General features: G+C 46.2%; 12 protein-coding genes. 4 read left to right on the top strand and 8 right to left on the bottom strand.

What is annotated here, in order from left to right; translation table 11 throughout:
- Nucleotides 1–116 precede the first annotated feature (116 nt).
- Nucleotides 117–2,489 carry a phosphoenolpyruvate synthase gene (gene ppsA, locus R7Z78_RS07760; protein WP_005373822.1) on the bottom strand — a complete coding sequence of 791 codons (2,373 nt, stop codon included), beginning with the start codon at nt 2,487–2,489 and terminating at the stop codon, nt 117–119.
- Nucleotides 2,490–2,740: 251 nt separating this feature from the next.
- On the opposite strand from ppsA, the gene R7Z78_RS07765 reads away from it, so the two are divergent.
- A complete protein-coding gene (locus tag R7Z78_RS07765; RefSeq protein WP_005373820.1) occupies nt 2,741–3,577 on the top strand; it encodes a pyruvate, water dikinase regulatory protein in 837 nt (278 codons plus the stop codon).
- A gap of 76 nt (nt 3,578–3,653) precedes the next feature.
- Here the strand turns inward: R7Z78_RS07765 and ansB are convergent, their stop codons facing one another.
- Both ansB and R7Z78_RS07775 read right to left on the bottom strand, forming a co-directional pair.
- A complete protein-coding gene (ansB, locus tag R7Z78_RS07770; RefSeq protein ID WP_104976260.1) occupies nt 3,654–4,718 on the bottom strand; it encodes an L-asparaginase 2 in 1,065 nt (354 codons plus the stop codon).
- A gap of 370 nt (nt 4,719–5,088) precedes the next feature.
- On the bottom strand, nt 5,089–6,345 hold the full coding sequence (locus R7Z78_RS07775) for an adenylosuccinate synthase (RefSeq protein ID WP_005373814.1): 1,257 nt from the start codon (nt 6,343–6,345) through the stop codon (nt 5,089–5,091).
- Between the two features lie 105 nt (nt 6,346–6,450).
- Between R7Z78_RS07775 and R7Z78_RS07780 the strand changes: the two genes are divergently transcribed.
- The 3 genes from R7Z78_RS07780 (at nt 6,451) to R7Z78_RS07790 (ending at nt 8,424) form a co-directional block, all read left to right on the top strand.
- Entirely contained in the window at nt 6,451–7,320 is an 870-nt protein-coding gene (locus R7Z78_RS07780) for a LysR family transcriptional regulator (RefSeq protein ID WP_005373812.1), read from the top strand.
- A gap of 19 nt (nt 7,321–7,339) precedes the next feature.
- The gene (locus R7Z78_RS07785; protein ID WP_104976259.1) at nt 7,340–7,732 is read left to right on the top strand and encodes a ribosome recycling factor family protein; all 393 of its coding nucleotides are present in this window, start codon (nt 7,340–7,342) and stop codon (nt 7,730–7,732) included.
- 77 nt (nt 7,733–7,809) lie between these two features.
- Nucleotides 7,810–8,424: a LysE family translocator gene (locus tag R7Z78_RS07790; protein WP_104976258.1), complete on the top strand. Its 615-nt coding sequence runs from the start codon at nt 7,810–7,812 to the stop codon at nt 8,422–8,424.
- A 92-nt stretch (nt 8,425–8,516) separates the two neighbouring features.
- Here the strand turns inward: R7Z78_RS07790 and R7Z78_RS07795 are convergent, their stop codons facing one another.
- From R7Z78_RS07795 to doeB, 5 genes are all read right to left on the bottom strand, one after another.
- Nucleotides 8,517–9,038 (bottom strand): DUF2058 domain-containing protein, encoded by a 522-nt coding sequence (locus R7Z78_RS07795; RefSeq protein WP_053307193.1) that lies wholly within the window; start codon nt 9,036–9,038, stop codon nt 8,517–8,519.
- Between the two features lie 172 nt (nt 9,039–9,210).
- Nucleotides 9,211–10,614, bottom strand: a complete 1,404-nt coding sequence (locus R7Z78_RS07800) for an aspartate aminotransferase family protein (protein WP_104976257.1) — start codon at nt 10,612–10,614, stop codon at nt 9,211–9,213.
- A gap of 41 nt (nt 10,615–10,655) precedes the next feature.
- Complete coding sequence (locus tag R7Z78_RS07805; RefSeq protein ID WP_104976256.1) at nt 10,656–12,176, bottom strand: NAD-dependent succinate-semialdehyde dehydrogenase; 1,521 nt, start codon at nt 12,174–12,176, stop codon at nt 10,656–10,658.
- Nucleotides 12,177–12,330: 154 nt separating this feature from the next.
- On the bottom strand, nt 12,331–12,810 hold the full coding sequence (locus R7Z78_RS07810) for an Lrp/AsnC family transcriptional regulator (protein ID WP_005373784.1): 480 nt from the start codon (nt 12,808–12,810) through the stop codon (nt 12,331–12,333).
- A gap of 124 nt (nt 12,811–12,934) precedes the next feature.
- Nucleotides 12,935–13,942 (bottom strand): N(2)-acetyl-L-2,4-diaminobutanoate deacetylase DoeB, encoded by a 1,008-nt coding sequence (doeB, locus tag R7Z78_RS07815; protein WP_005373782.1) that lies wholly within the window; start codon nt 13,940–13,942, stop codon nt 12,935–12,937.
- Nucleotides 13,943–13,960: the final 18 nt, after the last annotated feature.

Genomic DNA, 13,960 nt, shown 5'->3' on the forward strand with positions numbered 1-13,960 from the left:
ATAATGAAATTGACTAAATGACGAACTTGAGAGAGGAATCACGAACTGATTGTGAAATGACGTGTGAATAACAAAGCCCTCACAAGGGGTGTGTGAGGGCTAGAGTTTATCGTGTGTTACTTGCTGCTAACTTTACCGAGTTTTAACCAAGTATCGATAACCGTATCTGGGTTTAGTGATACAGAGCTAATACCTTGATCCATTAGCCATTCCGCTAAGTCGTCGTGGTCTGATGGGCCTTGACCACAAATACCAACGTATTTGCCTGCTTTTGTTGCTGCATCAATCGCCATCTGAAGCATCACCTTAACCGCTGGGTTACGCTCATCAAATAGATGTGCAACATCGCCAGAGTCACGATCAAGTCCAAGCGTTAGCTGAGTCATGTCGTTTGAGCCAATCGAGAAGCCATCAAAGTACTTTAAGAACTCATCGGCAAGGACCGCGTTGGATGGCAGTTCGCACATCATGATGACTTTAAGACCCTGATCGCCACGGCGCAGATCAAACTTCGCTAGCAAATCAATCACTGATGCTGCTTCGCTTGGTGTACGAACAAATGGGATCATGATTTCAACGTTTTTCAGACCCATTTCGTTACGAACGCGTTTGATTGCTTGAGTTTCTAGCTCGAAGCAGTCTTCAAACACTGGAGAAATGTAACGAGACGCGCCACGGAAGCCAAGCATTGGGTTTTCTTCATGCGGTTCGTATGCTTTACCGCCAACCAAGTTGCTGTATTCGTTAGACTTAAAGTCAGACATACGAACAATAACGCGTTTCGGCCAAAATGCCGCAGCAATGGTTGCGATACCTTCTGTCAGCTTGCTTACGTAGAAATCGATAGGATCTTTGTAACCACGAATACGCTGAGTGATTTCTGCTTTTAGCTCATCGCTTTGTGCATCAAAGTTAAGTAATGCTTTCGGGTGGATACCAATCATCTTATTGATGATGAATTCAAGACGAGCAAGACCAACACCTTCATTTGGAATTTGTGCGAAGTCAAACGCGCGATCAGGGTTACCCACGTTCATCATCACTTTTGTTGGTAGCAGTGGCAGTTCATCAACAGAAGAGCGTTTTACGTCAAACTCAAGTTCACCTTGGTAAACGTAGCCCGTTTCACCTTCTGAACAAGATACGGTCACGGTTGCGCCATCGGTTAACTTGCTTGTCGCATCGCCACAGCCAACGATTGCAGGAATACCAAGCTCACGAGCGATGATGGCAGCGTGGCAAGTACGGCCACCACGGTTGGTTACGATTGCAGATGCTTTTTTCATCACTGGTTCCCAATCTGGGTCAGTCATGTCTGTAACTAGCACGTCACCTTCTTGGACTAAAGACATTTGGTCCAGAGAGTCAACCAAGCGAACCACGCCTTTACCGATGCGCTGACCGATTGCACGACCTTCAACCAAAACATCCGCTTTGTTTTGTAGCTCGTAGCGCTCAATCACGTTTTGTTCCGTTTGTGAACATACGGTTTCAGGACGCGCTTGAACAATGTACAGCTTGCCATCAATGCCATCTTTTGCCCATTCAATGTCCATTGGACGCTGATAGTGCTTTTCGATGATCATTGCTTGTTTTGCGAGCTCTTTGATCTCGTCGTCGTTCAATGAGAACGTGTTGCGCTCTTCATCAGAAGTATCAACGATATCAACTTGTTTGCCGATTTCTTGGTTATCTGAGTAGATCATTTTGATCAACTTAGAACCAAATGTTTTCTTAACGATTGGGTGTTCGCCTGCTTCAAGCATTGGCTTGTGAACGTAGAACTCGTCAGGGTTTACTGCACCTTGAACGACCATCTCGCCTAGACCCCATGAAGAGGTGATGAAGACAACTTGGTCGAAACCCGATTCAGTGTCTAGTGTAAACATAACACCCGACGAGGCTTTATCTGAACGCACCATACGTTGGATACCCGCAGATAGCGAGATGCCACGGTGGTCGAACCCTTGGTGAACGCGGTAAGAAATCGCACGGTCGTTAAATAGAGAAGCGTAAACGTGCTTAGTTGCTTCTAGTACTGCGTCGATGCCTTTCACGTTCAAAAACGTTTCTTGCTGACCAGCAAAAGAAGCATCAGGTAGGTCTTCTGCCGTAGCAGATGAACGAACTGCGACTGAAAGCTCAGGATTGCCTTCGATCAGTTCTTGGTAGTTTTCACGAATTTCTTGTTCAAGGTCCGCAGGGAAAGGGGCCTCTAATACCCATTGACGAATGTTTGCACCTGTCTTACGCAGAGCTTCTACATCTTCAACGTCTAGTTCATCGAGTAATTGGTGAATACGCTCATCCAAACCTTCGTGGTCAAGGAATTGGTTAAACGCGTATGAGGTTGTCGCAAAACCATTTGGTACAGAAACGCCTGCGTTTGCTAGGTTAGAAACCATTTCGCCAAGTGAAGCATTCTTACCGCCGACTTTGTCGACATCATCCATGGATAGGCCATTGAACCAGAGGGTGTTCTTTTGCATGTCTTTCTCCAGAAACATTGCAGCTTAGTAGGGGGACTTAAATCGATCTAAACAATCGCATGTTGGCTGTTATTACACGTTGACCATACATTGCTTCATTTAGATTGATATCAAAGGCAAACGATTACGTTCTGGCTGAAAAAAATTCAAAAGAATTTTTAAAGCTGTGGTGAACCTAACTGAAAGCCAAACTGATTTATTAATATTATGTGTACCATCCTACTCAAAAGATTTTGAAAAATTAAACAGAAATGCAAATAAATAACCAAAGTCGTGATGTATTCTATGTTTCTGACGGTACGGCGATAACATGTGAGACATTAGGGCATGTTGTTCTCGGTCAATTTCCGTTCATTCCTAACGAAAAAACCTTTCCGTTTGTAGAAAGCCAGGACAAAGCTACTGACGTAGTCAAAGAAATTGAAACTTCCTACCAGCGCAATGGCGTCAAACCTCTGGTCTTTTTCTCAATTGTCGTTCCAGAAGTACGTGAAATGCTGCTTGAAGCGCCGGCATACAGTTACGATGTTTTGGAGAGTATTGTGCAGAAAGTGCAAGACGACATTCAGATGGCACCAAAGCCTAAGTTGCAGCGTTCTCGCAGTGTGGGGAAAGATTCCGACACCTATTTTGACCGTATTGCGGCTATTGAATACACATTGGCGCATGATGATGGCATCACGCTAAAAGGGTTGGAACAAGCCGATATTATCCTGCTGGGAGTATCGCGCAGCGGAAAAACGCCGACTAGCTTGTACATGGCGATGCAATTTGGTTTACGTGTTGTGAACTATCCGTTCATTGCGGAAGATGTGAAGATGATGCGTTTGTTGCCTGAGTTTGAGATCCATCGTCATAAGTTGTTTGGGCTGACTATCGATCCCGAGCGCTTGACTGAAATCCGTGAAAATCGTTTGTCTGGAAGTGATTACGCTAGCACAGAGCAGTGCAAGCTGGAGCTAGACACTGTTGAGGCGTTGTTTAGAAGAGAGGCGATCCCATATATCAATACGTCCTCTCTGTCTGTTGAGGAAATTACTACGCGTATTCTGGAAAAAGCAGGAATGAAGCGTCGCTTGTTTGGCTAACAAGAGACGCTCATGTCGCTATGTGTAAGAGGAGGTAAGGTGTGTACCTCCTCTATCGAATGAACCTTAGACAGAATTAATAGTATTGGAACATCTTTTGGATGTCTTGATAGTTTTTGGTCTGAGTCAGTGACAGCATCAGTAAGATACGTGCTTTTTGTGGGTTCAATGTACCAGCGGCAACAAAGCCGTATTTTTCGTCATCAATTTCAGCATCCAAAGTGGTTGAGCCGCTAGGCGTTCGGGAGCTTCTTACAACAACAACGCCATCTTTACTCGCTTTCTCTAGCTCATCAAACACAGTGTGGTACAAGTTACCATTACCGACACCAGCACTTACGATGCCGTCAAACTTCGCATCCACAAAGGCTTTCACTGGCAAATTGGAGGCATTTGCATAGTTATAAACAATACCGACCTTAGGCAACTTAGTAAGCTTTGATACATCGAATGGGGTTTCTGTCGTATGTTTACGCTCTGGGCTTCGTTGATATTTGGCATCGCTATTATGAATGTAGCCGATAGCACCAAAGTTGGGTGACTGGAAAGTGCTGACGGAGGTTGTATTGGTTTTTGTCACATCTCGCGCATCGAAAATCGTGTCATTCATTGCGACTAGCACGCCACGTCCTTCTGAATCTTCATCGGTGGCTGTTACGACTGCATTGTATAAGTTGACTGGTCCATCAGCACTCATTGCGGTGGAAGGACGCATTGCACCAACGATCACGACAGGCTTTTTGCTCTTGACGGTCAGATCAAGGAAGTAAGCGGTTTCCTCTAACGTATCCGTACCATGAGTAATGACGATGCCGTCAACATCATCTTGAGCGAGTAGCTCATTAACTCTTTTCGATAATTTTAGCCACACTTCATCATTCATATCTTGTGAACCGATACTGACCACTTGCTCTCCAGAAATATCGGCAATCTTGGTCATACTCGGCACCGCAGAAATCAATGATTCAACGCCGACTTTACCTGCTGTGTAGTTTGACTCTGTTGCAGATTGACCTGCGCCTGCTATGGTGCCGCCAGTGGCAAGAATTTTAATGTTCGGAAGATCGGATTGCGCAAAAGAGAACGAACTGATGCATAAACCGAGAGTTATCGTACTGAGGCGGAAAAGATTTTTCGTCATGGGAATCACCTGCTGTTAGGTTGGATGTTGGGGAACTCATCTATCCTAAAAACAGCGGGTTAGATTTTTTGAGTACTAGTTCAACAAATTGCAGATGAAGATCGTGATCAACTAATCACTTAAAGAATATCAAATCAACCAGTTAACCTAATTGACGTGCTTCTTTAACAAGTGAGATGTGCTAGTAACGTGCACAACGTGTTAAGCCCTATAATTTATTGATTTATAAATAAAGGCGGTAGGAGTCTCGTGATGAGGTTACTAAATATGAATTTAGCCGTGTAATTTTCCAAAGTTTACAGTGTAAAAAAAAGCGGCTTTACCCCGGAACAGATAAAAGCCGCTTGCCAATGATGTGTTAATTCACATCTTATCGCATAATCATTTGTTCACGACCAGGACCCACAGACACCATTTTTACTGGTACGCCCATGAGTTCCTCAATGCGTAGAACGTATTTCTGTGCTGCTACTGGAAGCTCTTCAAACTTACGACAACCTGTGATGTCCTCGCTCCAGCTTTCCATCTTCTCGTAGATTGGCGCAAGAGAGGCAGTTTGAGGCCAGATTGGGTTTTCGCTGTGGTCGCCTTCGTAGCCAACACAGATTTTCAGATCGTTAAGGCCAGTCAAACAGTCTACTTTCGTTAGTGCAATTTCAGTTGCGGCTTGCAGTTCAACGCCATTCTTCGTAGCGACTGCGTCGAAGTAGCCCATGTCGCGTGGACGACCCGTAGTTGCACCGAACTCGCCAGCAAGTTCGCGGAAAGCGTCTTGCTCTTCCATTGCAGTGATCAACGTACCAGTACCCACTGATGAGCTGAAGGCTTTTGCAACCGCAATAACGCGTTCAGGACGAAGTGCCGGAAGGCCACTACCGATACCCGCGTACATTGATACAACGTTAGAAGATGTTGTCCAAGGGTACTCACCGTAAACAAGGTCACGACCCGCGCCAAGCTGCGCTTCGAACAATAGAGTTTTGTCTTTCGCTTGTAGTTCTTTTAGAGGAAGCGTTACGTTGCAAATTGAATCGCGCCAAGGTGCAGAGACTTCTAGCAGCCAGTTCGCCAGTTCTTCAGCGGTTTGTTCAAACTCGAACGTCGGGTAAAGTGCACGCAGTTGCGGCAGTTTCCAATCCATCATGAATTGAAGGCGTTCAACCAATACTTCTGGTTGCTTCAACCAACCAACTAGGATGCCTTTCTTCATTACGCGGTCACCGTAAGCAGGTGCAATACCTTGACGAGTTGAACCGTATGCTTTGTCGCCTAAACGTTGTTCTTCTAGCGTATCTTCTAGTGCGTGTAGAGGTAGACACAGTGTTGCGCGATCTGAGATGCACATATTCACTTTTACGCCTGCTTCTTCAACTTCCGCAATCTCCTGAGACAGCAACGCAGGGCTGATAACCATACCCGGACCTAACACTGCCAAACAGTCTGGGTTGAATACGCCACTTGGTAGCTGGTGCAGCTTAAACGTACCTAGATCGTTAACCACGGTGTGACCCGCGTTGTTACCACCTTGGAAACGAATGCTCGCAGAAGCTTGCTCTGCCAAAAAGTCAACGATGCGGCCTTTGCCTTCATCACCCCAGTTTGCACCCACAACAACGATAGACGACATAATTTAATCTCCAAAAACAGATGCAAAAATCTTAAGGTGTTCGCCTTAATAAGAGAAATTAATTATACTCATTAACTTGATAAGAATCTCATATCGGAATTGGCAATGTTAGATTTGAACTGGCTGCGAACCTTCGTAACTCTTGCAGAGGTAAAACACTTTGGTAAAACAGCGACGGAACTCCACATGACACAGCCGAACGTAAGTTTGCATATCAAGCAGCTGGAGCAAGCCACGCGCACGAAATTGATTGAGCGAAATCCTGTGCAGTTGACGCAAGCGGGGAAGCGTTTGTTAGCTACGGCGCAGCGGATGCTCAATGAGCTGCAAATTTGTCAGTCGGATCTCAATGCCATCAACGATCTTACGCAGGGGACGCTTTCTATTGCGGCGAGCGATATTGTTTCACGTTTACTGCTTATCAAACCATTTCAGCAATTCAAAAGTGAATATCCGGGGATCGACTTGGCATTGTTCAATACCACATCTTCTCAAGCGGTGGATTTGGTGAAAAGTGCGCGTGCCGATATCGGCTTTGTTATCGCACAAAAAGAGAGTCAACCGCTGCATTTTACGCCTCTCACGCAGATTCACTGGTGTGCGTTTGGCGATAACATTTTTGAGTGGCAGGACAATCGAAAAGAGAGCCAGACGCTGATTCTGCTAGGGCACGATACTCGAACCCGAGAGCTGATTGATGCGTCTTTACCTGAGCTAAATCTGCCTAAGCATCGCGTGATGGAAGTGGGCAGTGTGGAAGCACAAATCGACTGGGCGGAAGCGGGGTTTGGGACTGCTATTGTGCCGGATTTTTCGCTCGATCCGAGATTAAAGCTTTCTCGAGAAGTTACGCCTTTGCCAAGTTTTCCAAACACTGATTTCGGCTACATCGTGCGTCAAAATCAGGTGTTATCTAAAGCGGCAAAACAGTTGTTGGCTTGGGTTGGCGAGAATGTGTCGGTGGTTGAGGGCTAAGACGATGAAAGAAAAGGCCATGAAAGAGACGAAGATTACGATTTCGCTCCCATCCTTGATTCACCGTATTGGGGGCGACCATGCCAGGCGAGCGAAAACACTCGCAGCAGAAAAACAGTGCGATCTTAAGCGAATTAGACGATCTCGTCACTGGCAAATCTCAGGCGAGGCTTTGGATGTAAAAGCGTTTTTAGAGTATCTCAAAAACGAAGAAGCAGAGACGATGCGATTTGCGATCAACAAAATCGAACAAGCTCTACTTGCTCACCAAGACAAATTGGAACCTTTGGACGTGAAGTTGGTACGTTTGGTGAGACAAAACCCAAACATCACCTTAGCGGAGCTGATGGCTGAAACGAACTGCACGTTAGTTCAAGCTCGCACGGCACGATTTGATGCTGAGTTGCTTTAAGATCGGTTTGTGGTTTACTCACTTTATTAACAGATGTTAGGGTACCGATCAAAATCACTCACTAAGACCATTTTATTATGGATATTTGGCAGCTTCTCCTTTTTATTCCTGCTTGCTTTGCTCTAAATATGGCTCCAGGCCCAAACAATTTATTGGCAATGAATAATGCGCGTTGTTACGGCTTTAGGGCCGCGTTTACGGCCAGTTTAGGCAGAATTGCTGCTTTTTCAGCGATGATTGCGTTGTCTGCATCAGGTCTGGCTGTGATTTTGTATACGTCAGAAATGCTATTTTTGGCAATAAAGTTGGTAGGGGCGCTGTATCTACTATGGATTGCGTTCAACCTTTGGCGCTCAGAGTCCAGCCCGATCTCTGACTTGGACAATTCGCGCAACTACGCAGGACTGGCGAAACAAGAATTTACGCTCGCTGCTGGCAACCCGAAAGCGATTCTTATTTTTACTGCATTCTTGCCGCAATTTGTTGATGCCAATGCCAACGTTCAAGAGCAGTTTTTTGCCCTTGGCTCCACGTTTTTGATATTAGAAATGGTCGCCATTTCAATCTATGCCATCTTTGGTTTGTACTTGAGACACTGGTTTTCAAACCCCAAAATGGCGAAACGTTTCAATCGCGGATGTTCGTTGTTTTTAGCCACATCAGGTGCGAATTTGCTACTAAGTAAGCAATAACAACACATCATCTCCGTAGATTATTTTTCTATAAAAAGAGCCGCTGATGTTACATCAGCGGCTCTTTTAGTTGATGCATCGATTATTTATTGTTACCACATCAAATCGTCAGGCACGACGAAATCTGCGTATGGATCGTCTTCTGCTGGAATGTCAGATTCTGCTTCTTTCTGTTCGATGATGACGGACTCATCACGTTGAGCAATTTTATTCGCTACTCCACGTGGAATGACAACATAGCTTTCACCAACAATTGCGATTGCCAAAATACCTTTGATCAACTGCTCGCGGATAAGTGAATCTACATAAAGTGATTTCACTAGCGTACCGTGAGTGAAGTTGTATTTGATGTCGCCATCTTTTAAGTCGATCTTGTTCATCTCAATCAATTGATTGATCTGCGCTTTGATCTCTTTATTTAATCGCTCAGCATTTTGTTGCTCGCTCAATTGTTTATCACGCTCTAACTGTTGGCGTTTATTCTCTTCAACCGCCGCTTTTACTTCGCGTGCTTGAACGCGTGATTTTTTTGAGCCTTTCTTCGCTTTCTTTAGTTTCTTTTCATTAACTAAGCCAGCTTTCAGCATTTGTTCTTGAAGGGTAAGTTTTGCCATGTTTCATCCAGTTAGTGCGCAATTTTGGGCATTTTACCCACTATTGCCACTTGTAGTAAATAATAGTGCTTTCTATGGGTCTAAAATGTTTGGTTGGCTTGTTGTCTCTTTAATGGAAAGTGCAAAGCGGGCCTTCTCCAAAGCCCGCGAGCATTACTGAAATCTAGGTGGGTTATGGCTGCCACTGTTTAGATGTGACGAGGTTATCCATCACTTTGTTTACCGCTTGATGCGCTTTGTCGACAATGGTGTCTATATCGTTACGGTTCGCGATAAGCGGTGGAGCAAATCCGAGGATGTCACCATGTGGCATGGCGCGAGCGATTAAGCCTTGCTCTAAACAGGCCGCCGCGATTTGCGGGCCTACTTTCAAGTTTGGATCAAAGTGTGCTCGGCGAAGCTTGTCTGAAGAAAACTCCAACGCATGCAACAAGCCAACGCCACGAGTATCACCGACTAATGGATGATCGTTAAACGTCTCTGCCATACGTTGCTGCAAGTAAGCGCCGACTTCGGCTGCGTTTTGCACCAGGCCTTCACGTTCAATGATATCGAGGTTGCAGTTCGCGGCTGCCGCTCCCATTGGGTGACCAGAGTAGGTATAACCGTGTCCGATAGCGCCCCATTGGTCGGTGCCGTTTTCTAGCACACTCCAAACTCGTTCACCGACGATCACGCCAGACAGCGGTTGATACGCTGAGGTTAACCCTTTCGCTACCGTGATGAGATCTGGTTTCATGTCGTAGTGCAGTGAGCCAAAATCGGAGCCGAGGCGACCAAAGCCACACACCACTTCATCCGCAATCAAGAGTACATCGTATTTGTCGAGTACTTTGCGAATCGCCTGCCAGTACCCTGCTGGTGGTGGCACAATACCGCCAGTACCGAGCACTGGTTCTGCAATCATTGCTGCTACCGTTTCTGGGCCTTCTTCCAAGATCATCGCTTCGAGTTGATCTGCGCAATATTGAGAGAATTCAAGCTCAGACATACTTTCGTCTTCACGGCGATAATAATATGGCGCGATGGTGTGTTTGATACGCTCAAGTGGTAAATCAAAATGGGCGTGGAACAACGGTAAACCTGTCATTGAACCGGACGCGATACTTGAACCATGGTAGCCGCGTTCACGCGAAATGATTTTTTTCTTCTCTGGTAGACCACGAGCATTGTTGTAATACCACACCAACTTAAGTTGAGTTTCGTTCGCGTCGCTGCCTGACATGCCGTAGTAAACTTTGCTCATGCCTTCAGGCGCCATTTTGATGATGCGATCTGACAGTGTCACGAGCGCTTCGTTCGTATGACCGACGTACGTGTGGTAGTACGCCAGTTCTTTGGCTTGCTCATAAATCGCATCGGCCATTTCAGTCCTGCCATAGCCAATGTTCACACAATACAACCCGGCAAAGCCGTCTATCAGCTCGATGCCTTCTGAATCGGTGATGCGTATTCCGCTTCCGCTCGAGATAATTCTTCCCGGAAGCTCCCCGGCCGCATACTGCTTCAGGTGGGTTGAGGCATGAAATACTCTCTGACGATCGATCTCTAAAAGTTGTTGGGTTTTGTTACTCATGATCCTTCTCCTCGAATAATTGGATATCCATATTTCGTGCCTTAACTGCCACTGACGGTTGGTAAAGCGCCTAAGCAGCAGTATTTGATTTCACTGTATTCTTCAAAGCCGTGGCGACTGCCTTCTCGTCCAAGTCCAGACTGTTTCACACCGCCGAATGGGATAGGGTGTCCAGTCATCTTGACGGAGTTCACGCTCACCATGCCAAATTCCAAACCACGCATGCAGCGCCAAATTTGGTGAATATCGTGGCCATAAACATAAGCAGCTAAGCCATACTCAGTGTCGTTGCTCATTTCAATCACGGTATCTAAGTCTTGGTAAGGTAATACGCCTGCCACAGGACAAAAATTCTCTTCGCGATACACCGCCATTTCAGGGGTTACATCGGCTAGCAATGTCGGCGCGAAGAAGTTTTCGCCTGGTACGGGCTGGTGGTATCCCGCTACCAATCGCGCGCCTTTGTCGAGCGCGTCACGCACCAAATCATGCGCTTTATCCACCGCAGTGCGATTAATAAGCGGTCCCATGGTGGTTTTTTCGTCTAAGCCATTGCCTAAAACGATGTGGCTCATTTCCTTGGCAAACGCTTCCAAAAACGCTTCGTACTTATCGTCAGGGACGAAAATACGGTTTGCGGCCAAGCAGTCTTGTCCTGCGGTTTGAAACTTCGCATCCACGGCGGCTTTGGCTGCTTGCTCGACATCCATATCTGGCAGCACGATGAAAGGGGCGTTACCACCTAGCTCCATACTGCACTTCTTCACGGTTTGTGCCGCGTCGCGTAGCAACAGTTTGCCTACTCGAGTTGAGCCTGTGAACGAGAGCGCTTTGACTTTATCGGAGTGACACAAGGTTTGTGACACCATCACCGCATCGCCAGTGATCACGTTAAATACACCAGGTGGAAAGCCAGCTCGGTCTGCTAACTCTGCCAACGCTAACGCAGAAAAAGGCGTTTCACTGGCGGGCTTAATGAGCACCGGACAGCCTATTGCTAGTGCGGCTGCGGCTTTGCGTGTGATCATGGCATTAGGAAAGTTCCATGGCGTAATCAGTGCTGCGACACCAATTGGCTCGCGCACCGTTGATAGCTGCGCATTCGGAATATGACTTGGGATGGTTTCGCCATAACAGCGGCGTGCTTCTTCGGCAAACCAACGAACAAAGGATGCGCCGTAGTCAATCTCACCTACAGCATCACCTAGTGTTTTTCCTTGCTCCATTACCATCAAATGAGCAAGATCTTGCTTTGATTCTAGAATCAGGTCGTACCAACGCATGAGAATTTCAGCGCGTTCTTCTGCTTGCATTTTTCGCCATTGACGAAAGGCTTGGTCGGCTTCATCAATCGCTTGATAGAGTTGTTGCTGAGATAGCTTAGTGATGTAACCGATGACCGTGCCATCTGCTGGATTATCCACCGGATGAAATTGATCACCGCTTACCCATTTGCCATTCACGTACGCTAAACCTCTCACCAAACGTACGTCTTTCATTATCGCCATCATGTCGTGCGAGGCTTTTAATTCTTCAGCGTGTAAGCTGTGCAGTGCTGTCATGAGTCCTTCTCCCAGCATCGTTGTCCATAATGAAACTGTAATGGAGAAGTGACCGAAATAATTTCTGATACCGAGGTTTAAAACGTCAGAACTTTCTTTTTAGTGCCGTTAAATATGGTGTTTTTTCTGTTCACGTCTGATGCGCATTTTCCCTTTATAACAAAGCGTTTTGGTTTACTTCGAATGTGCCCGCATCACGTTTGATTGTTTTTGTCACAATGTAAGTAAAGTAGCGCTCAATGCCCACATCTGAGTCTAACCAGTTGTCGATAAGCCGCTGATATTGGTCGATATCTTCTGACTGAATTTTAAGGATGTAATCGACACCACCGCCCGTGGCATAGCAATCAGTGACTTCTGGTGAATGTTGTACCAGTTGCTCGAAGCGTTTGAACGCTTGGGCGTTGTGTTCTTTGAGCGTAACTTCAACCATAACTGACGTTCGTTTGAACAAAATATCGGTATTTACTTTTGCTCCGTAGCCTTCAATGATGCCTGCTTCTTCCAGTTTTTTGACACGCTCCCAACAAGGGCTCACGGATAGGTTGATGGCCTCGGCAAGGTGAGATTTGGTGATACGACCATTATCATGAAGTATTTGTAGAATTTTTACGTCGTAGCGATCGAGGCGCATAATGAGTCTCCCTGTAGAATACTAATCATTTCATGAAAGGCTGATGACTGGTCGCTGTTATAAGTTGCTTTCCAGTTTGCTTCTGGTATGCCATTTGTTTTGATTTCTTTAGTTGGTTTTTCAATCAGCCTATCTCGCCGCAGTCTTCGGCTATAACTGCGATAGTGTCACCGATATTCACCATAGCAGGAAAACGACGCGCCGCGAAAATACCATTGCGCTGTGACTTGTACTCAACGGGGGCGGTACCTGTGCGCTCGGTCGAGAAGATTCTCACTAATACATCGCCCTTTTTGACGGTATCACCAAGATCAAATAAGTATTCTGTGATGCCGTGGTGTTGGCTTTGCACATAACAACTTGCATCAGGCATATCTAATAACTTAGTTGGTTGGGTTGGTTGTTCGTAGTCACCGGGCAAGTTGCCTGAGAAGCGCAAGAAGTTGCGAATGCCACGGTCGGAATAAGCGATGGTTTCTGGAGTGCTGGTTCCGCCTCCTCTTAGTTCGGTGGTAACAAAGATTTTTCCCTGAGACTCCACGGCAGTGTCATACAGGCTGGTGGCGTCCATTTCGAGCAAGATCATGGTGTAAGGTGCGCCAAACAGTTTTGCACCTAATATGCAGGCTTCTTCTTGATCGAGATTGTCGAGACGATGGGCAGCGGCGAACGGCACGATATCTAACGTTTTACCACCTGAGTGAATGTCTAACGCAAAATCGCACTTAGGAACTAGGTAACGAGTAAAATAATCCGCAATTTTCTCGGTCACTGTGCCTATGGGGTTGCCGGGAAAGCTGCGATTTAAATTCCCTTTATCGATAAACGACGTACGTGAGGCATTTTGTACCGCAGGTAAGTTCATCATGGGTACAATAATGACACGACCTTGGATTTGATCTGCCTGAAGCGAGTTCGTCAATTTTAGCAGGCTGGTGATGCCTTCGTATTCGTCTCCGTGATTACCGCCAGTAAGCAGTGCGGTTGGTCCGTGACCATTTTTGATCACGGTGATAGGTATCATAATACTGCCCCAAGCGGAGTCGTCATGTGAATAGGGCAGCGTTAAGAAGCCGTGCTGTACACCTTCTCGGTCAAAGTCTATGGTGGCTGTGATCGAGCTTTTTTGCATATCAAGTCCTTTTAGTTC

This window comes from Vibrio sp. 1167 (genome assembly GCF_033340375.1).
Taxonomy (GTDB): domain Bacteria; phylum Pseudomonadota; class Gammaproteobacteria; order Enterobacterales; family Vibrionaceae; genus Vibrio; species Vibrio alginolyticus.